Genomic DNA, 18,834 nt, shown 5'->3' with positions numbered 1-18,834 from the left:
CCTTGTCTTGGCTAAATGATTATTCAGGCCCCACGGATGCTGCCTTCAGTCGATAGCACCTCGTAACGGAATCGACCCTGTCGCCGATTCGCGCAATGGTCTGGTACTCGATCAGTTCTGTCCCGACCTCCACGTTGAACAGCTTCGCCAACTCCGTGTTTGCGGCGGCCTTCACCACCGAGAGCGGGCGTCCGATCTGGCGGGGCAACCTCAACAAGATCATCGCTTGGAAGGGGAGCGTGTCCCAGATCGGACAGCCGAACCTGCACTTCCACGATCTGCGACACACCGGGAACACCCTCGCCGCCCGGACCGGGGCGAGCACCCGCGACCTGATGGCTCGGATGGGTCACGACTCGCCGCAGGCCGCGCTGATCTACCAGCACGCGACGTCGGAGGCAGACCAAGCCATTGCCCAAGCGCTGGATGCTCAGATCACCGTCACTCGACCGTAGGGCTAGGTCAGAGGCCCTCAATGCACTTGATCAGATCTTCAAGCTTGATCTTGATGCCGTTACCGTCGCGCGTGCGCCCCTTCATCCACTCGACGGTCGCCTTCCCGATCCGGAGGTCACCCACATGCTTGCCCTGATTGTCCGAGATCTTGAGGAGTATGCCTTTGTTCCCCAGCCCGATGGATACGTCATCGAGCTTGAGCTTGACCTCCACGTACAGCCCTTCGTCTGACGGTAATGGCACGCCGATGGCACGCCGCATGATCGTTGACCTTGAAACCTCGAAGGCCCCGGCTCGGGACTTACGTCCTGACCAGGGCCTTCGTGCGTGGAGCGGGTGACGGGAATCGAACCCGCACTGTCAGCTTGGGAAGCTGATGTTCTGCCATTGAACTACACCCGCAGGCGGACCCACTGTACCCGACGCCGTCGCCGCCTGCACCCAGGCACCCCCTCACGTGCTCCACCATCCCGACCACGCCGACACCCCGGCGACCAAGATCCGCAGGCCATCGACGGTGCGCAGGATTTTCATCGCCGCAACATATGCCCATTCTCAAATCTCTCGATCGGTTGTAACGTCTCCCGCACGTTCAAGCCACGGCGCGACACACCCCCTGCCGCGCCGCCAGAAAGAGGTGGGCCCATGGGACTCCGTCCCAACCTGCTGACCCGGCGCACCGCCGGCGTCGCGTCGACGACCCTCGCGCTCCTGCTCAGCACCGCCGCCGTGGGTGTCGTCCCGGCCGCTTCGGCGTTCTCCGCCGCACCGGCCGACGCGTGCGCCGAGCCGGCCGACGTCCACTCGGACGCCCGGGTGAAGGCCGGCGCGCACGCCAAGCAGGAGCCGAACGAACTGACCGCCAAGGAGACCCGCGAGCGGGAGGCCGACCTCGCCGCCGCCCTGCGTGAGCGGGCCAACTTCCGGACCGGTGCCGGTGCCGCCGCGCTCGCCGCCGTGACCATCCCGGTCGTCGTGCACGTCATCCAGGAGGACGGCACCCGGGCCGGCGGCAACATCCCCGACTCGATGATCAACTCGCAGATCAGCGTGTTGAACGAGGCCTACAGCGGTGGCACCGGCGGCGCGGCCACCGCCTTCAGCTTCCAGCTCCAGAAGATCAACCGGGTCACCAACCCGGCGTGGTACCCGATCGTGCAGGGCTCCTCGGCCGAGCGTTCGATGAAGACCTCGCTGCGCGAGGGCGGCAAGAACACGCTCAACGTCTACCTCGGCGAGCTGAGCGACGACCTGCTCGGCTGGGCCACCTTCCCGAAGCGCCGGCTGGACAGCATGGACGGCGTCGTCGTGCTGACCGAGTCGCTGCCGGGCGGCACCGCCACCAACTACAACCAGGGCGACACCGGCACCCACGAGGTCGGCCACTGGCTGAACCTCTACCACACCTTCCAGGGCGGCTGCCGGGGCTCCGGCGACGGCGTGAGCGACACCCCGGCCGAGGCCGAGCCGGCGTACCAGTGCCCGACCGGGCGGGACACCTGCACCGCGGCCGGGCTGGACCCGATCACCAACTTCATGGACTACACCTACGACACGTGCATGTACCAGTTCACCGCCGGCCAGGCGGAGCGGATGCTGACCGCGTGGAACGCGTACCGCGCGGCCTGACGTACCCCTGCTGCTGATCGCCCCGGTGCCGGCTCCGTCTCCCGACGGGCCGGCGCCGGCGTCTGTGGGGGTCAGGCCGCCGCACGATGGGCACCGCGCCCGTCGAGGGCCGACCGCCGATCCGGTACGCCGACCGCGCCCCCGCCCGGGGCGGCGCTCGCGGCGTCGGTGGTGGTGGTAGTGCCGGCGCTCGCAGCTCCGGCGGCTCCGGGGTCGAGCCAGACCTGCACGGCGGGCCGGTCGGTCGCCTCGCCGGGGCGGACGGCGCCGACGTCGCCGCGCCGGGCCAGCATCGCCACGTCGACGGTGAACTCGAAGAGCCGCCAGTCCACCTGCGGCGCGGCCCGCCCGATCTCGGCGAGCCGGGCAACCCGGGCCTGGTCGGTCACCGGCCGGGCGTGCCCGGCCACGTACGCCTCGTCGTCGCTGTCCTCCGGCGGGAAGGAGTGCAGCGCGTAGCGGCCGTCGCGTTCGAGGTCGCGCCGCTTCGGCGAGTCGACGACGAAGCAGAAGAGCCCCTCGTCGGTGATCACCGGGGAGACCGGGTGCACCCGGGGCCCGCCGTCGGCGCGGACGGTGGCCAGGTAGCCGAAGCCCGGCCCGTACTGCTGCATGAGATGACGGATCCCGTCGGCGAGTCGTGGCTCGTCAGCGGCGAATTCGGACCAGGAAGCCATGCCCGCATTCTATCGAACACCTGTACGACACGCGAAGCGCGACGCGCGGGTCGGGCGCCCGATTCGCAGGCCCGCTGACCAGCCCCGCTGACCGGTCCTACCCACGCACCTCGCTATGGTGTTGCGATGCTGCTTTCCGACCGCGACCTCGTCGCCGAGCTGAAGGCCGGCACGCTCGCGCTGGAGCCGTTCGAGCCGACCCTGGTGCAGCCGTCGAGCATCGACGTACGCCTCGACAAGCTCTTCCGGGTCTTCAACAACCACCTCTACACGCACATCGACCCGTCCGTGCAGCAGGACGACCTGACCTCCATGATCGAGGTGCCCGACGGCGAGCCGTTCGTGCTGCACCCCGGCGAGTTCGTGCTCGCCTCCACGCTGGAGGTGATCTCGCTCGGCGATCAGCTCGCCGGCCGGCTGGAGGGCAAGAGCTCGCTGGGCCGGCTGGGGCTGCTCACCCACTCCACGGCCGGCTTCATCGACCCGGGCTTCACCGGCCACGTCACGCTGGAGCTGTCCAACGTGGCGAACCTGCCGATCACGCTCTGGCCGGGCATGAAGATCGGCCAGCTCTGCATCTTCCGGCTGTCGTCGCCGGCCGAGCACCCGTACGGTTCGGCGGTCTACGGCTCGCGCTACCAGGGCCAGCGCGGCCCGACCCCGAGCCGCTCCTGGCGCAACTGGCGCACCTGGCCGCCCCGCTGACGCCGCCCCGCCGACCCTCCCGCTGCGGCTGCGGCTGCGGGCGGCGGCGCGCCACGCCGCCCTCGCCAGGGTGTGAGAAGGGGCCCCTTCTCGACCGTATGCGTTAAGAAGGGGCCCTTCCTTGCCTCCTCAGGAGGGGCGGCCGTAGCTGTGGATCGGGCCGTCGTCGACGCGCTTCATCTTCACCGGGACGCCGGCCCGGGAGGCGTGCACCACCCAGCCCCCGCCCACGTACATGCCGACGTGGTGCAGGTCGGAGTAGTAGAAGACCAGGTCGCCGGGGCGCAGGTCGGCGCGGCTGACGCGGGCGGTCACCGACCGCTGCTGGGCCGCGTTGTGCGGCAGCGAGACGCCGGCCTTCGCCCACGAGGCCAGCATCAGCCCCGAGCAGTCGTACGAGTTCGGGCCCTCGGCACCCCAGACGTAGGGCTTGCCGATCTGGGCGCAGGCGAACTTCACCGCCGTCCCCGCGCCGCCGCCCGGGTAGGACGCCGGGCAGGGGGCGGGCTTCAGGGGGCCGCCGCCTCCGTTGCCGTAGACCTTCAGCCGCAGCTTCTGCAGGCGGTCGATCTCGGCGTTGATCTGCTTCTTCTTCGCGGCGAGCTGGGCCTCGGTGCGGGTGAGCTGAACGACCATCTCGTCGAGGGGCTGCTTCTTCGCGGCCAGTTCGTCGCGGAGGTCGACGACCGCCTGGACGTCGTGCTGCTGGCGCTGGGCGAACCGGTCGAGCAGCTCCAGTTGCCCCATCATCTGACTGGGCGTGCGGCTGCCGAGCAGGGCGTTGACCACCGACAGGTTGTCGCCCTTGTACGCCTCGGCGGCGAGGCCGCCGACCTTCTTCAACGCCTCGTCCACCTGGCGCTGGAGGGGCCCGATCTGCGCGGCGAGCGCGTCGGCCTGCTTGCGCTTGGCGGCGAGGTCCTGCCGGGTGGCGTTGTGCCGCTCGATGATCGGTTCGAGCTTGTTCCAGTCCTCGTCGATCTGCCGCTCGATCTCGGCGACCGAGGGGTCGGCGTGGGCCACGGTCGGTGCGCCGGTCAGGACGACGGCGACGCCGACCAGTGCGGCGAGGACGGTGGTGCAGCGTGACCAGCGGGGACGCGGCGCGGCCGGCGTCCGGTCGGCGTCGGCCGACCGGCGTGACGGGCGCCGCGGAGCATGGTGTGCCACCGGGCTCCGTTCTCCTTCTTCCTCTACCGCCTACCGGGTTAGCTGACGGGTTCGGGCGGGAAGGGAGAGCGCCCTACCGCAGCGCCGCTGCGGATTCACCCCGGCGTACCTGGGTCCCCGGCTCGCCCGGAGGCGACTCGGCGGTGTCGCACCGTCACCACCCGGCTGGGCGGTGCAGCTACCGGCCGACAATTGGCCAGAGTAGAGACGATCGCCGTCGATCCGCAACCCGACCGGCCGTGACACACCGTACAGGCCCGTGGCCGGCGTCGATGTCCGCCGCGCGTCGAAGGCCCCCGGTCTGGTGAGACCGGGGGCCTTCGGGCGGTGCTGCGCGGCGCGGCCTTCGCGGGGGCCGGGCTCGGTGATCAGGCGATTCGGCGGAAGCCGGCGATCGGCATGGTGTTGATGCTGCTCACGTTGACCGGCTTGCCGGCCCGGGGCGCGTGCACCATCATGCCGTTGCCGATGTAGAGGCCGACGTGGTGCAGGTCGCTGAAGAAAAAGACCAGGTCACCGGGCTGGGCCTCGGAGCGCGAAACCAGCTTGCCCTTCTTCCACTGGTCGCCGGTGAAGTGCGGCAGATAGATCCCGGCGGCCTTGTAGGCGTACTGGGTCAGGCCGGAGCAGTCGAACGTGTCCGGTCCGGCGGTGTTGAAGACGTACGGGTCGCCGACCTGGGCGCAGGCGGTCTTGATGGCGGTGCGGGCATCCGAATTCATCACGCCGGTGATGGTCGGGCATCCCTGGACGGACACCACGGTCTTCGGCATCGACGCCTGGAGCCGCTTGATCTCGGCGTTGATCTGCTTCTTCTTCGCCGCCAGTTCCTTGGTCTGCTTTTCCTGGGTGGCAATGAGCGTGTCGAGCTTCTGCTTCTCGGTGTCGTACTTCGCCCGGACGGCGAGCACGCCCTCGACCTGCTTGCGCTCCTGCGCGGCCAGCCGGTCCAGGATGGTCAGCTGCTCGGCGAGGGTGCCCGGCTTGGTGCTGACCAGCAGCGCGCCGATGTCCTGCGAGGGGCCGGAGATGTAGTAGCGGGAGGCGAGGTCGCCGACACGGTCCATCGCCAGCTCGGTCTCAAGCGCCAGCGGCTGGATCTTCTTCTCCAGCGCCTTCGCCTTCTCCCGATTCGTCTTCAGCTGCACAGACACCTTGTTGTACTGCTCGATGGTGGGCTCAAGCTGCTCCCACTGCTTGTCGATCTGCGCCTCGATCTCGTCCACCGACGGCTCGGCGTACGCGGGCGCGGTCAGTGTCCCGGCGCCGACGGCGACCGCCGCGACCAGGGTGAGCAGGCGGCGTGCGAAACGGCGGGCACCACCCGGGCGAGCGGGTGACCGTTCCGGGGCATGACGATGAGGGGGCATGGTTGCCACCGGCACCGACTCCTTCGCAACCGACCGCCGGGCGCCTCGCGAGAGGGAAGATCGAGGCAGACGACCCACAGCGGTCAGCGCCTCACATTAGGGGAGTCCCGCGCGAGGAATCAAGGCGGGTCCGCACACCGTGACGCCCCGCAAACCGTTCCTGCACAACGGGTGTGGGCCGCACTGCGGCGACGGAGACGACGGGCACGGTGGCGGCCCGGCCGTCAGCCGACGATGGCGGTCAGCACGTCGTCGAGGGTCACCACCCCGAGCGGGCGGCGGCCGTCGCTCACCAGCACCATGTGCCGCCGCTCGCGGCGCATCGACAGCAGCAGGTCGGCCAGCGTACGGTCCGGCGGCACCACGGCCAGCGGATGGTAGACCCCGGCCGGCACGGGGGCGCGGCGCTCCGCGCCCGCGTACCCGAGGACGTCCTTGACGTGCACGAAGCCGAGCACCCGGCGGGTGGCCCGCTGCACCACCGGGAACCGGGACCGGCCGGTGCGGGTCGCCAGCACCTCCAGCGAGGCCGGTGAGACGTCCTCGGCCACTGTGGTCACCGTCGACCAGGGTTGCAGGGCGTCCGCCGCCGTGCGGGTGTGCAGCGCGAGCGCCCCGGTGATCCGGGCGTGCTCCTCGGCGTCGAGCAGGCCCTCCGTCCGCGCCTGCGACACGAGACCGGCCAGTTCCTCGGCGGTGAACACCGTCTTGACCGCGTCCGTCGCCTCGACCCGCCAGATCCGCAGCACCTGCCGCGACGCCCACTTCATCGCCAGCAGCAGCGGTTTGGTCGCCGTGCAGAACGCCAGCATCGCCGGCCCCAGCCAGAGCGCCGACGGCTCCGGCCCGGCCAGGGTGATGTTCTTCGGCACCATCTCGCCGACCACGGTGTGCAGGAAGACCACCACGCCGAGGGCGATCAGGAACGCCACCGGGTGCACGGCGCCGTCGGGCAGGCCCAGCGCGTGGAACAGCGGCTCGATCAGGTGGGCCAGCGCCGGTTCGGCGATCGCGCCGAGGCCCAGCGAGCAGATGGTGATGCCGAGCTGCGCCCCGGCGATCATCAGCGGGATCTGGTTCATCGCCGACAGCGCCCAGCGGGCCCGCTTCGAGCCGGCCGCCAGCGGTTCGATCACCGTCCGCCGGGAGGCGATCAGCGCGAACTCGCTGCCGACGAAGAACGCGTTGCCGAGCAGCAGCAGCACGGTGACCAGCAGTTCAGGCATCGTCCCCGGGCTCCTCCGGGCGCAGCACCCGCACCTGTTCGATCCGGTGCCGTTCCACCTCGACCACGGTGAACTCGTACCCGCCCTCCTCGACCGTCTCGCCGGCCACCGGGATGTGCCCGAGCCGGGCCATCAGGAAGCCGCCGAGCGTCTCGTAGGGGCCCTCGGGCAGCCGGAAGCCCGTCTGCTCGACCAGCTCGTCCTCGCGGAGCACGCCGTCGACCAGGACGGTCCGCTCGCCGCCGGGCACGGTCAGCTCGACCGGCCCGCCGTCGTCGACCGCGTCCGGGTCGAACTCGTCGGCGATCTCCCCGACCAGCTCCTCCACCAGGTCCTCCACGGTCACCACGCCGTCGGTGCCGCCGTACTCGTCGACGACGATGGCCAGGTCCGCGCCGGCCGCCTTGAGGGCGGCCAGGACGCCGTCGAGGTCCAGGCTCTCCGGCACGTACACGGGCTCGCGGGCGACCGACGCGACGGTCGTCCTGGCCCGGTTGGCCAGCGGCACGCCCAGCGCGTCCGGCACCGCCGCGACGCCGGTGACCAGGTCGAGGGTCTCCTCGAAGACGGGGAACCTGGTCCGGCCGGTGTGCTGGGCGAGGGTCAGCAGCTCGGCGACGCTCGCCGTGGCGCGCAGCGCGATCACGTCCACCCGGGGGGTCATCGCCTCGGCCGCCCGCTTGTCGCCGAAGCGGATGGTGCGCCGCAGCAGCATCGCGGTGTCCGGCGGGAGCGCGCCGGCACGGGCCGAGATCGCCGCCAGCAGGCCCAGTTCCTCGGGGGACCGGGCGCTGGCCAGCTCCTCCTGCGGTTCCACCCCGAGCCGGCGGACCAGCGTGTTCGCCGAGTTGTTCAGCCCCCGGATCAGCCACCCGAAGGCCCGGGAGAAGCCGCGCATGCCCCGGGCGGTGGCCAGCGCGGCGGGCATCGGCCGGGCCAGCGCCAGGTTCTTCGGCACCAGCTCGCCGAAGAGCATGGACAGCAGGGTCGCCAGGGCCAGGGCGAGGAACGGGGTGAACCGGTCAGCCGCCGGCCCCAGCGGGTGCAGCGCCGGGGCGAACAGCCGGGCCAGCGCCGGCTCGGCCAGGTATCCGGTGAGCAGGGCGGTGATGGTGATGCCGAGCTGCGCGCCGGAGAGCTGGAAGGACAGCTCGTGCAGTGCGCGGCGGACCGTCCTGGCCGCGCCGTCGCCGGCGGCGGCCCGTCGGTCGATCTCCGGCCGGTCCACCGTGACCAGGGCGAACTCGGCCGCTACGAAGAACGCGTTGCCCGCGGTCAGCAGCACGAAGCCGGCCAGGGGCAACACCGTGGCAACCAGAAGACTGTCGATGATCGGTTCACCTCGGCAGGATTGTTCCACGACGGGCCGGGCCGCACATCACTACGCGCGGCACCGGCCTCGTCGGGTCAGCTGCCGGAGGTGGCGGTCTCCTTCTCGCCGGCGGCGTCGGCCGGCTTGAGCGAGCGGAGCAGCACGCTGGCGACGTCGACCACCTCGACCTGCTCGCCGGCCCCCTTGCCGTTGACCCCGTCGTTGAGCATCGTCGAGCAGAACGGGCAGCCGACGGCGATGGTCCGCGCCCCGGTGGACATGGCCTCCTCGACCCGGTCCACGTTGATCCGCTTGCCGATCTTCTCCTCCATCCACATCCGGGCACCGCCGGCGCCGCAGCAGAAGGAGCGCTCGCTGTTGCGCGGCATCTCGGTGATCCCGCCCGCGACGGACTCGCCGAGCACCTCGCGTGGGGCGGCGAAGACCCGGTTGTGCCGGCCCAGGTAGCACGGGTCGTGGTAGGTGAGGCCGCCGTCGACCGGCTGCACCGGGGTGAGCCTGCCGGTGCTGACCAGGTGGGCCAGGAGCTGCGTGTGGTGGACCACCTCGAACTCTCCGCCGAGCTGCCCGTATTCGTTGCCGAGGGTGTTGAAGCAGTGCGGGCAGGTCGCGACGATCTTGCGCTTGCTCTGCTCCCGGCCGTCGAACGCCTCGTTCAGCGTCTCGACGTTCTGCTGGGCGAGCATCTGGAAGACGAACTCGTTGCCGATCCGGCGGGCCGGGTCGCCGGTGCAGGTCTCGCCCTCGCCGAGGATGGCGAAGGAGACGCCGGCCTCGTTGAGCAGCGTGGCGACCGCCCGGGTGGTCTTCTTGGCCCGGTCCTCGAACGCGCCGGCACAGCCGACCCAGAAGAGGTATTCGAAGTCGTCGACCTCGCCGACGCGCGGCACCTCGAAGCCGAGGCCCTTGGTCCAGTCCTCGCGGGTGTTCTGCGGGGCACCCCAGGGGTTGCCCTTGTTCTCCAGGTTGCGCAGCATGACGCCGGCCTCGGACGGGAAGCTCGACTCGATCAGCACCTGGTAGCGGCGCATGTCGACGATGTGGTCGACGTGCTCGATGTCGACGGGGCACTGCTCGACGCACGCGCCGCAGGTGGTGCAGGACCAGAGCACGTCCGGGTCGATGACGCCGCCGTCGGAGGCACCGCCGATCAGCGGCTTCTCGGCCTCGGCGAGCGCCAGCACGTCCATGTGGGCGAGCTGGGCGGCGGTGGCCTTCTCCTCGCCGGTGAGGTCCTTGCCGCCGCCGGCCAGCAGGTACGGGGCCTTGGCGTACGCGTGGTCGCGCAGGCTGAGCACGAGCAGCTTCGGCGACAGCGGCTTGCCGGTGTTCCAGGCCGGGCACTGCGACTGGCACCGCCCGCACTCGGTGCAGGTGCTGAAGTCGAGCAGGCCCTTCCAGGTGAACTGCTCGACCTGGGCGACACCGAACTGGTCCTTCTCGGGGTCGGCCTCCTCGAAGTCGAGGGGCTTGCCCTGGCTCATCATGGGCCGCAGCGCGCCGAGCCCGGAGCCGGCCCGGCCCGGGTCGCGCTTGAAGAAGATGTTGAAGAAGGCGAGGAACCGGTGCCAGGCGACGCCCATGGTCACGTTGAGCGCGATGACGATCAGCCAGGTCATCGAGATGGCGATCTTGATGAGGGCGGCGATGCTGACGCCGGCCGACCAGTCGGGCAGCAGCGCGCCGACGGCGTGACTGACCGGGGTGGCCCACGCCGGGTACTCGAAGTGGTCGGTGGCCACCTTGAAGCCCCGGATCACGAAGCCCATGATCAGCACGGCGAGGACGACGGCCTCGACGAAGTAGCCCTGCCACATGGTCGAGCCGGTGAACCGGGACCGGCCGCCCGGCCGGGTGGGCCGGTTGCGGACCCGGATCGCGATCAGCACCACGATGCCGACCGTGCCGAGCACCGCGATCAGCTCGGTGACCAGGCCGTAGACCGCCAGGCCGCCGATCAGCGGCAGGCCGCCGGTCGGGGAGACGACCTCGAAGTACGCCTCCAGGACCAGCAGCGACAGCACGATGAAGCCGACCATGACGAACCAGTGCGCCGCGCCGACCACGCTCCAGCGCAGCATCCTGGTGTGACCGGCGGTCTCGGCCAGCATCGTCTTCGTGCGGGTGCCCCGGTCGCCGAACCGTTCCGGGTCGGGCTGACCCAGCCGGACGACTGCCACGATCTTCATGACCGCGCGTACCGCGAGCCACACCGCCACGGCGGTGATGGCGGCCGCGAGGATCGTGGTGACGATCTGGACGCTGCCCATCGAGTTGGCCTCCCGGTCTGCTGCCTGTCGAGCGGCTCGGCGGCCGGGCCGGGTCAGGGACGCGACCGGCGCTGCGCCTTCGTCGCACCCCGACCGGACCGGTCGATGACCTCGCTCCGCTCGGTCATGCAGTGCAGCCTACGCGAGAGTTACCCAGCAGTAACGTGAGTCATCTCGCAGCCGAGCCGCGCCGCCCTGCGGACACCATAGGGTGCCCGACGCCGAAACGCCGGGCAGGGGCTCGGCGGGGTGACGTGGAGCGCGCCACAAGGGCAGGCCGGGCGGCTCGAACGCCGCCCGGCCGGCAGGTGACGGCCGGTCAGCGCCAGCGGGAGAGCAGGACCAGGGAGGCGACCATCGCGCCGAAGCCCACCGCGAGGTTCCAGTAACCCCACGACATCACCGGGTATTCCTGCTCGGAGAGGTAGTAGACCACCAGCCAGGCGATGCCGCTCACGATCAGCGCGACCGCCGTGACCGGCAGCCAGACCGGGCTAGGCTTGCGCGTCGCCGCCGTCGCCGTCGGACGCACGTCCGTCGGCGGGGTGTACACCTTCTTCTTGCGGACCTGAGACTTGGGCACGACGCTCTCCAGAGGGGTGACGACCTCGTCCGGCCTGACAACCGGGCGCGGGGGCGACGGTCCATGGCCAATAATGTTCGACAGCTAGCGTAGTCCGGATGACCCGTTCAGGCCATGAATGGGGTCAGGCCGATGCACGGAGTGACCGAAAAAGGCGGGACTGTTCGGGTCGCCGCACCGGCCCGCGTCGTCGCGGGCCGACACGAGACGACGCGGAAGGAGCGCTCGGTGGAGTACACGTCAGGCGCGGCCTCCTGGCAGAAGGTCCTCCGCCGGGCGGTCGCCGGCCTCCTGCCCCGGCGTCCCCGGCAGCGGCGGCCGGGCTGGTCGATCGGCGTGCCGCTGATCGCCGCCGCGGCCGGGCTGCTGTTCACCACCACCGCGACGACCGCCGGCGGCACCGCGCTGCGTGAGGACCGCCGGCCCCAGCTCACCCAGCTCATCGAGGACCGCCGCACGCAGGTCGCCGCGAGCGAGCGCCGGGCCGCCCAGCTCCGGGCCGAGGTCGAGGACGAGACGGCCACCCTGGCCGATTCCGACGGCCCGATCAGGGAGCAGCGGGACCGCGCCGCCGCCAGCCGGCAGGACGCCGGGTTCACCGCGCTCACCGGCGTGGGCGTCACGGTCGAGCTGAACGACGCCGTCCGGCGGGCGGACCAGGAGCTGCCCGACGGGGCCACCAACGACGACCTGGTCGTCCACCAGCAGGACGTGCAGGCCGTCGTGAACGCGCTCTGGGCCGGCGGCGCGGAGGCGATGTCAATCATGAACGTCCGCGTCCTCGCCACCAGCGCGGTACGCTGCGTAGGTAACACCCTGCTGCTCCATGGGCGGGTGTACTCCCCTCCATTCAAGATCGTTGCAATCGGCGACCCCGCTGCGCTCCGGCAGGCCCTCGCCGCGTCTGAGGGAGTGCAGATGTTCAAGGGCGCGGTCAACGACTTCCAGCTGGGCTACCGGGAGACCGTCTCGACGGTCACGGTGCCGGCGTTCGAGGACTCGACAGCCCTACGCTCGGCGACGGTGCCCCGGTGACCCGTAGGCCGGACGACGGCTGGGACGGCCGGCACCAGGACCGGCAGGGGGATGACACCGCCTTCCTCCCCAGGCTCGACCGCGCCGGTCCGGCCGACCCGGGCGCCGCCATCCGTCACCAGGCCGCCCCCGGCCCGGCGACCCCCGGCCCGGCGACCGCCGATCCTGCGGGCCCGGTCCACGCGGAGCGGCCCGGCCCGACCGGCCCCTGGCCCACCCCGGTGCTGACGCCCCGCCCGGCGACGCCCCACGCCCACCGGCCGACGCCCCATGCCCACCAGCCGGCGACGGCCGACCGGGTGCCCACCGAGGCGGCTCCGCCCCTGGCCGGGCCCCGCACCGCCCAGGAGCGGCCCGCGCCGGCAGCGGACCCCGGGCCCGCCCCCGACTGGTTCGCCAGCACCCCGCAACGACCCGCGTCCGGGCCACCGGCCCCGGCACCTCCCCCGATCGGCACGCCCCCGCAGGCCACGCCCGCCCGGCCACCCGTGGACGTCCCGGCCCGCCGGCCGGCCGAGTTCGGGCCGCCACCCCGCCCGGCGCACGACGCCGACGGTCCGACGGCCTTCCTCCCCCCCGTCGAGGCACGCGCCGCCGACCGGTCCGGGGCACCCCGTGTGGCCGGCTTCCCGGGCACCGTGCCGCCCGACGCGGTCCACCGCACCCCTGCCGACCGTCGCCCCGGCCCGGTGCCGACCGCCACGGGCCACCCCGGCACCCCGCCCACGGGCCCCCGCCCCGGCGTTCCGCCGACCGGCCCGGCCGACCGGCCCGGCCCGGTGTCGCCCGCTCCGGTGCCCCCCGGCGCGGGACGTCCGGTCCCGCCGGGCGGCACCGGTCACCCCGCCGACCCGGCGGCCACCGCCGTCATCCCGGCCGTGCCCCCTCGGCCCCCGGCCCCCGACGCGACCGCGCTGATGGGCGCGGTGCCGCGCCTACCCGACAGCGGCGACGAGGCCGCCACCGGCGCGGAGCCGGCCGAGCCGCCCCGCCCACGCCGGGGCGAGCGGGTGGTCCAGCTCCGGGCCGAGCAGACCGACGAGGGCTACAAGAGCGTCTACTCCGACCTGACCCGGCCGACGTTCTGGAGCCGGCTGCGCACCGGGGTCCGGTTCACCGGCGAGCTGCTGATCACCTTCGGCCTGGTGGTGCTCCTCTTCGCCGGCTACGAGGTGTGGGGCAAGTCGGCCATCGTCGACGCCCACCAGAACGACCTCAGCAACCAGCTCGCCCAGGCGTGGGGCCCCACCGGCGATCCGACCGTGGCACCCAGCGCCAGCGCGTCGACGAAGGCCAAGCCGCCGGCGCACGGCAAGCCGCTCGCCGGGCTCTACATCCCGAAGCTCGACAAGAACTGGGTCGTGGTCGAGGGGGTCACCCAGCAGGACATCCGGTACGCCCCGGGCCACTACCCGGACAGCGCGATGCCCGGCGAGGTGGGCAACTTCTCCGTCGCCGGCCACCGCAACCGGGCGACCTTCTGGCGGCTCGACGAGCTCGACCCCGGCGACGCGATCGTCGTCGAGGGCAAGACCGAGTGGTACGTCTACCAGGTCTACAAGTCGCGCATCGTCAAGCCCAACCAGGTCGAGGTCGTCGCCCCGGTGCCGATGGAGCCGGACGCGAAGCCGACGAAGAAGGTGCTCACCCTGACCACCTGCAATCCGAAGTTCGACAACTACCAGCGCCTGATCGTGCACGCCGAGCTGACCCGTACGCAGCCCAAGTCGGCGGGCCGACCGGCGGAGCTGGGGGGCTGACGATGTATGCCTGGATCTGGCGCAAGCTGCCGCTGGGCGTGCCCGGCAAGCTGATCGGCTCGCTGCTGCTCGCCACCGCCACGGTGGCCCTGCTCTGGTACGTGGTCTTCCCGTGGGCGGAGCCGCTGCTCCCCTTCGACGACGTCCAGGTCACCCAGGACTCCGGGGTGCCGGGCGGCGGCTCGGGCGTGGACGGCGACGCCCCGCCGGCCGGCGACGAGCACGACCTGCCGTACGACACCGAGCAGAACAACACCCCGCCCCCCTCTCCGAGCAGGTGACGATGCGCGTCCTGGTGATCGACAACTACGACTCGTTCGTGTTCAACCTGGTGCAGTACCTGGGTCAGCTCGGGGTGGACTGCGAGGTGCGGCGCAACGACGAGATCGACGTCGCGGACGTGGGGCGGGTCGGCGCGGCCGGCGTCCTGCTCTCCCCGGGGCCGGGCAGCCCCGACCGCGCCGGCATCTGCCTCGACGTCATCCGCCGGTACGGGGGCGAGCTGCCGATCTTCGGCGTCTGCCTGGGCCACCAGGCCATCGGCGAGGCGTTCGGGGCCACCGTGACCCGCGCCCCCGAGCTGCTGCACGGCAAGACCTCCGAGGTCAGCCACCACGGCGTCGGGGTGCTCGCCGGCCTGCCGGACCCGTTCACCGCCACCCGCTACCACTCCCTCGCCGTGCTGCCCGAGACCCTGCCCGAGGAGCTGGAGGTCACCGGCTGGACGGGCTCCGGGGTGGTCATGGCGATGCGGCACCGCACCCTGCCGATCGAGGGCGTCCAGTTCCACCCGGAGTCGGTGCTGACCGAGGGCGGTCACCTGATGCTGGCGAACTGGCTCGCCGCGTGTGGCCACCCGGCGGCGCTGGAACGCGCCCCGGCGCTGGCCGCCGAGGTGGACGCGCGCCGCCGAGCCGCCTTCGCCCCGGTGTGACGGGCCTCGTGGGTCGTGCCGTCAGTGCTCGTCGCCCCGCCGACGGGCACGGGCGGTCAACAGGGTGACGGCCAGGACCGTCAACGAGACGACGCCGACGGCCTGGCCGATCCGGTCGATGCGCTCCGAGTTGCAGGCCCGGTACGCCTTCTCCCAGTAGTCCCCGTCCGAGGGGCCCCGCCAGCGGTCCAGGTCGGTCTGTAGCGTGTTGCCGCAGCTCTGCCGCTCGTGGTCACCCGGGCCGAGGATGCGGATCGGCACGATCAGCAGGAGCGCCACCGCTGCCGCCCCGAGCCACGCGACCCGGGTGGGCGTCACCCAGGTGCGCGCCCTCGATCCGCTCCGTGTGCTTCCGATCTCCATCGGCCAGATGGTAGGACACCCGTCGGCCGGCGTCAGTCCTGGTTGGGGCGCACCGGCGGGGTCGGGAAGGGGAAGCCGCCGCCGTTGCCACCGCCGTCCTCGGTCGGGGTGGGCGTGGGCGTGGGCGGGCCGCCCGTCGGCTCGGTCGGGTCGGGGGTGGGCTCGGGGATGTCGACCTCGATGGTGACCCGCTTGCCCCGCTCCAGCTCCGTGCCGCCGCGGGGGTTCTGGCCGGACACCTTGCCGGCCTGGTCGGCGGGGACCTCGTCGCCGTCGACGATCTGCACCACGTAACCGGCCTGCTCCAGCTCGCGCTTGGCGTCGTTGGCCGAGGAGCCGACGACGTTCGGCACCTGCCGGACGTTGCCCCGGGAGACCTCCAGGGTCACGGTGCTCTCCTCCGCGACCTTGGTGCCGGACTTCGGGGAGACGCTCGTGACGATCCCCTCCGGCGAGGAGCTGCTGACCTCCTTCTTGACCACCTTCAGGTTGAGGGCCTTGAGCTGCGGCTCGACGTTGTCGAACTGGGAGCCGACCAGCCCGTTGGGGATCGTCACCTCCGGCTTGCCGGAGCAGATCTGGATGGTGACGCCCCGGCCCTTCTCCAGCTGGGTGGTCGGCGGCGGCTGCTGCGCCGCGACGGTGTCCTTCTTGCAGGTGCTGTTGGCGACCGGGTCGCCGACGGCGGGGACGAGGCCGGCCTGTTCGAGCTGGGCCACCGCCGCCGCCTGGGTCTGCCCCGTCAGGTCGGGGACGGCGATCTTCTCGGTGCCGCTCCCGTTCATCAGGAAGGCGGTGATCAGGGCGATGATCGCGAGCACGCCGAGCGCGGCGAAGGTGGCGATCACCCAGGAGGAGGCGCGGCGCTGGCGCGGGTCGCCGACCCGGGCGGGCGGCTGCTGCCGGGTGGCCGCGCCACCGACGACCTGGGTCGGGTAGCCCGACCCGGCGGCCGACATCGGCGCGGTCTCGGCCTCCCGCATCACCGGGGTGGCGAGCACCGGCCGGCCCGCCGCCGCGCGGAGCAGGTCGGCCCGCATCTCGCCGGCGCTCTGGTAGCGGTTGAGGGGGTTCTTCGACAGCGCCTTGAGCACGATCGCGTCGACCGCGGGGTTGACGTCGGGGTTGATGTCGCTCGGCGTCGGCGGGGCCTCCCGCACGTGCTGGTACGCCACGCTGACCGGGCTGTCCCCGACGAACGGCGGGTGGCCGCAGAGCAGCTCGAACAGCACGCAGCCGCCGGCGTACACGTCGGAGCGGGCGTCGACCGCCTCGCCGCGCGCCTGCTCGGGTGAGAGGTATTGCGCCGTGCCGATGACCGCGCTGGTCTGCGTCATCGTGGTCGCGCCGGACGCCAGGGCCCGCGCGATGCCGAAGTCCATCACCTTGACCTGGCCTGTCTGGGTGAGCATCACGTTGCCGGGCTTGATGTCGCGGTGGATGATCCCGTGCCGGTGGCTGAACTCCAGCGCGGCGCACATGTCGGCGCAGATCTCCAGCGCCCGGCGCGGCTGGAGCCGCCCCTCGACGCCGAGCACCTCCTTGAGGGTCCGCCCGTTGACGAACTCCATCACGATGAACGGCAGCGTCTCGCCGGTGGGCCCCGTCTCCTCGCCGGTGTCGTAGACCGCGACGATGGCCGGGTGGTTGAGCGAGGCGGCGTTCTGCGCCTCGCGGCGGAACCGCATCTGGAAGGTGGCGTCGCGGGCCAGGTCGGCCCGGAGCATCTTGATCGCGACGTCCCGACCGAGCCGGAGGTCACGGCCGCGGTGCACCTCGGCCATGCCGCCGTAGCCGAGCAGCTCGCCGACCTGATACCTGCCACCGAGCAGGCGGGCCTGCGCTGTCATCGCGTCTGTCGTCCTTCGCTCGTGGTCGTCTCGCCGCCGCCCGGCAGGAGTGGTCGTTCCACCCGACGGTACGGCGTCCCGGACGGATCGTCGCCCCCACCGGCCTGCACCGCGCCGGACGCCACGACCCGGGTGCCGGACCCGCCGGGGTCCCCGGCGGCAGCGTTCTTCCGCAGGTTGTAGGAAATCACGCCGGAGCAGAGCAGGACCAGGGTGGCCACCAGGATGAACAGCCAGACCGCCCCTGCCCTGGACTGCTGCGGCGGGGCCGGGGGCGGGCCGGGCGGGCGGGCGTACGCGAGGGGGTTGGCCTGGCGGACCGGGACCGGCGGCGGCACGGTCGCCGCGCCGCGCGGGTAGGCCGGCGGGTTGGCCACCGGCGGGTGGGGCGGCTGGTGCACCACCGGCGGGCGGGGCTGGTGGGTGACCGGGGGTCGGGGCGCCGCCACGGGGGGCCGCTGCTGCGGCGGGGCCGACGCCGGGACCGGACGCTGCTGCGGCGGGCCGGAGGTCGGCACCGGGCGCTGCGCCACCGCGGGCGGCCGGGGCTGCTGCCGGGAGGCGGGGGGCACCTGGGCGCGCGCCTGCGGGCCGGCCGGGGACGCCGGTGCGGCGGAGACCTGCCCGACGTGGCCGCCGCCCCGGGACTGCTGCCCGAGCGCGAGCTTCGCCTGCCGGGCCACCCCGGCGAGCGCGGCGGCGCTGGGCCAGCGGGCGGCCGGGTCCTTCGCCATGGCCCGCTCGACGATCGCCCGGACCGGGGGCGGGATGTCCGCCGGCAACGGCCGGGGGGTGTCCCGGACGTGCTTCATGGCGATCTCCAGCGGGTTGTCGCCCTCGAACGGCCGCCGCCCGGCGAGGCACTGGTAGGCGACCACGCCCAGGGCGTAGACGTCGGAGGCGGGCGTGGCCACCGCGCCGGTGGCCTGCTCGGGGGAGATGTAGGAGGCGGTGCCGAGCACCGAGCCGGCGGCGGTGAGCTGGGCGACCAGCTCCGACCGGGCGATGCCGAAGTCGGTCAGCACGAGGGTGCCGTTGGGCCGGACCAGCAGGTTTCCGGGCTTCACGTCGCGGTGCACGATGCCCTTGCAGTGCGCCGCGTGCAGCGCGTCGGCGGCCTGGGCGAGCAGGGCCATGGTGCGCGCCGGGGTGAGCCGGCCGACCCGCCCCAGCGTCGAGGAGAGCGCGTCGCCCTCGATGTATTCCATCACCAGGAAGGCGATCTGCTGGTCGTGGCCGAAGTCGTAGACGTCGACCACGCCGGGGTGGTTGATCGTGGCCATGGTGCGGGCCTCGCCGCGGAAGCGCTCGGCGAAGTCGGGGTCGTCGAGCAGCGCAGGGAGCAGGCTCTTCACGGCGACCGTGCGACCGAGCACCTGGTCGGTGCCGCGCCACACGTCGCCCATGCCGCCGCTGGCGATCCGCTCGTCGAGTCGGTAGCGGTTGCCGAGCTGGACCCCGGGGCTGAGCATG

The 18,834-nt window shown here is 72.3% G+C and carries 18 protein-coding genes, 1 tRNA gene and 1 riboswitch; of the genes, 7 read left to right on the top strand and 12 right to left on the bottom strand.

Annotation, left to right across the window (positions count from 1 at the left end):
• Nucleotides 1-95: 95 nt before the first annotated feature.
• On the top strand, nucleotides 96-455 hold the full coding sequence (locus tag O7633_RS19460; protein WP_282323438.1) for a tyrosine-type recombinase/integrase: 360 nt from the start codon (nucleotides 96-98) through the stop codon (nucleotides 453-455).
• Nucleotides 456-462: 7 nt separating this feature from the next.
• On the opposite strand, the gene O7633_RS19455 is transcribed toward O7633_RS19460, so the two are convergent.
• Together O7633_RS19455 and O7633_RS19450 are read right to left on the bottom strand one after the other, a co-directional pair.
• On the bottom strand, nucleotides 463-717 hold the full coding sequence (locus O7633_RS19455; RefSeq protein WP_282323437.1) for a hypothetical protein: 255 nt from the start codon (nucleotides 715-717) through the stop codon (nucleotides 463-465).
• A gap of 67 nt (nucleotides 718-784) precedes the next feature.
• Nucleotides 785-858, bottom strand: a tRNA-Gly gene (locus O7633_RS19450).
• 243 nt (nucleotides 859-1,101) lie between these two features.
• Between O7633_RS19450 and O7633_RS19445 the strand changes: the two genes are divergently transcribed.
• Nucleotides 1,102-2,085: a zinc metalloprotease gene (locus tag O7633_RS19445; RefSeq protein WP_074475662.1), complete on the top strand. Its 984-nt coding sequence runs from the start codon at nucleotides 1,102-1,104 to the stop codon at nucleotides 2,083-2,085.
• Nucleotides 2,086-2,156: 71 nt separating this feature from the next.
• On the opposite strand, the gene O7633_RS19440 is transcribed toward O7633_RS19445, so the two are convergent.
• A complete protein-coding gene (locus O7633_RS19440; protein WP_278130541.1) occupies nucleotides 2,157-2,762 on the bottom strand; it encodes a pyridoxamine 5'-phosphate oxidase family protein in 606 nt (201 codons plus the stop codon).
• 126 nt (nucleotides 2,763-2,888) lie between these two features.
• On the opposite strand from O7633_RS19440, the gene dcd reads away from it, so the two are divergent.
• A complete protein-coding gene (dcd, locus tag O7633_RS19435) occupies nucleotides 2,889-3,467 on the top strand; it encodes a dCTP deaminase (protein WP_074475664.1) in 579 nt (192 codons plus the stop codon).
• Between the two features lie 129 nt (nucleotides 3,468-3,596).
• On the opposite strand, the gene O7633_RS19430 is transcribed toward dcd, so the two are convergent.
• The 6 genes from O7633_RS19430 to O7633_RS19405 form a co-directional block, all read right to left on the bottom strand.
• Complete coding sequence (locus tag O7633_RS19430) at nucleotides 3,597-4,637, bottom strand: NlpC/P60 family protein (protein ID WP_282323436.1); 1,041 nt, start codon at nucleotides 4,635-4,637, stop codon at nucleotides 3,597-3,599.
• 12 nt (nucleotides 4,638-4,649) lie between these two features.
• A riboswitch (cyclic di-AMP (ydaO/yuaA leader) is annotated at nucleotides 4,650-4,790 on the bottom strand.
• A gap of 215 nt (nucleotides 4,791-5,005) precedes the next feature.
• Nucleotides 5,006-6,022, bottom strand: a complete 1,017-nt coding sequence (locus O7633_RS19425) for a C40 family peptidase (RefSeq protein ID WP_282323435.1) — start codon at nucleotides 6,020-6,022, stop codon at nucleotides 5,006-5,008.
• Between the two features lie 209 nt (nucleotides 6,023-6,231).
• A complete protein-coding gene (locus tag O7633_RS19420) occupies nucleotides 6,232-7,233 on the bottom strand; it encodes a hemolysin family protein (RefSeq protein ID WP_074475666.1) in 1,002 nt (333 codons plus the stop codon).
• Nucleotides 7,226-8,536 (bottom strand): hemolysin family protein, encoded by a 1,311-nt coding sequence (locus tag O7633_RS19415; RefSeq protein ID WP_074475757.1) that lies wholly within the window; start codon nucleotides 8,534-8,536, stop codon nucleotides 7,226-7,228. Before O7633_RS19415 ends, O7633_RS19420 begins: the two co-directional genes overlap by 8 nt.
• A 104-nt stretch (nucleotides 8,537-8,640) precedes the next feature.
• Complete coding sequence (locus O7633_RS19410) at nucleotides 8,641-10,836, bottom strand: (Fe-S)-binding protein (protein WP_282323434.1); 2,196 nt, start codon at nucleotides 10,834-10,836, stop codon at nucleotides 8,641-8,643.
• A gap of 319 nt (nucleotides 10,837-11,155) precedes the next feature.
• Nucleotides 11,156-11,419 carry a cell division protein CrgA gene (locus tag O7633_RS19405; protein WP_178062765.1) on the bottom strand — a complete coding sequence of 88 codons (264 nt, stop codon included), beginning with the start codon at nucleotides 11,417-11,419 and terminating at the stop codon, nucleotides 11,156-11,158.
• Between the two features lie 228 nt (nucleotides 11,420-11,647).
• Between O7633_RS19405 and O7633_RS19400 the strand changes: the two genes are divergently transcribed.
• Genes O7633_RS19400 through O7633_RS19385 form a run of 4 tightly spaced genes read left to right on the top strand, consistent with a single transcriptional unit; the run spans nucleotide 11,648 to nucleotide 15,148 of the window.
• Nucleotides 11,648-12,454: a DUF881 domain-containing protein gene (locus O7633_RS19400; RefSeq protein WP_074475669.1), complete on the top strand. Its 807-nt coding sequence runs from the start codon at nucleotides 11,648-11,650 to the stop codon at nucleotides 12,452-12,454.
• On the top strand, nucleotides 12,451-14,214 hold the full coding sequence (locus O7633_RS19395; protein ID WP_282323433.1) for a class E sortase: 1,764 nt from the start codon (nucleotides 12,451-12,453) through the stop codon (nucleotides 14,212-14,214). The genes O7633_RS19400 and O7633_RS19395 overlap by 4 nt, the downstream gene beginning before the upstream one ends.
• Nucleotides 14,215-14,216: 2 nt before the next feature.
• Nucleotides 14,217-14,495, top strand: a complete 279-nt coding sequence (locus O7633_RS19390) for a hypothetical protein (RefSeq protein WP_074475670.1) — start codon at nucleotides 14,217-14,219, stop codon at nucleotides 14,493-14,495.
• 2 nt (nucleotides 14,496-14,497) lie between these two features.
• The gene (locus O7633_RS19385) at nucleotides 14,498-15,148 is read left to right on the top strand and encodes an aminodeoxychorismate/anthranilate synthase component II (RefSeq protein WP_282323432.1); all 651 of its coding nucleotides are present in this window, start codon (nucleotides 14,498-14,500) and stop codon (nucleotides 15,146-15,148) included.
• 21 nt (nucleotides 15,149-15,169) lie between these two features.
• On the opposite strand, the gene O7633_RS19380 is transcribed toward O7633_RS19385, so the two are convergent.
• Genes O7633_RS19380 through O7633_RS19370 form a run of 3 tightly spaced genes read right to left on the bottom strand, consistent with a single transcriptional unit; the run spans nucleotide 15,170 to nucleotide 18,833 of the window.
• Nucleotides 15,170-15,511 carry a hypothetical protein gene (locus O7633_RS19380; RefSeq protein ID WP_282323431.1) on the bottom strand — a complete coding sequence of 114 codons (342 nt, stop codon included), beginning with the start codon at nucleotides 15,509-15,511 and terminating at the stop codon, nucleotides 15,170-15,172.
• A gap of 32 nt (nucleotides 15,512-15,543) precedes the next feature.
• Nucleotides 15,544-17,361: a Stk1 family PASTA domain-containing Ser/Thr kinase gene (pknB, locus tag O7633_RS19375; protein ID WP_282323430.1), complete on the bottom strand. Its 1,818-nt coding sequence runs from the start codon at nucleotides 17,359-17,361 to the stop codon at nucleotides 15,544-15,546.
• A complete protein-coding gene (locus tag O7633_RS19370) occupies nucleotides 17,358-18,833 on the bottom strand; it encodes a serine/threonine-protein kinase (protein ID WP_282323429.1) in 1,476 nt (491 codons plus the stop codon). Before O7633_RS19370 ends, pknB begins: the two co-directional genes overlap by 4 nt.
• Nucleotide 18,834: the final 1 nt, after the last annotated feature.

Origin of the sequence: Micromonospora sp. WMMD712 (assembly GCF_029581295.1) — a bacterium.
GTDB classification, from domain to species: domain Bacteria; phylum Actinomycetota; class Actinomycetes; order Mycobacteriales; family Micromonosporaceae; genus Micromonospora; species Micromonospora carbonacea.
Note: the sequence above shows the minus strand (reverse complement) of the source record. Positions and strands in the feature narration are given on the sequence as shown.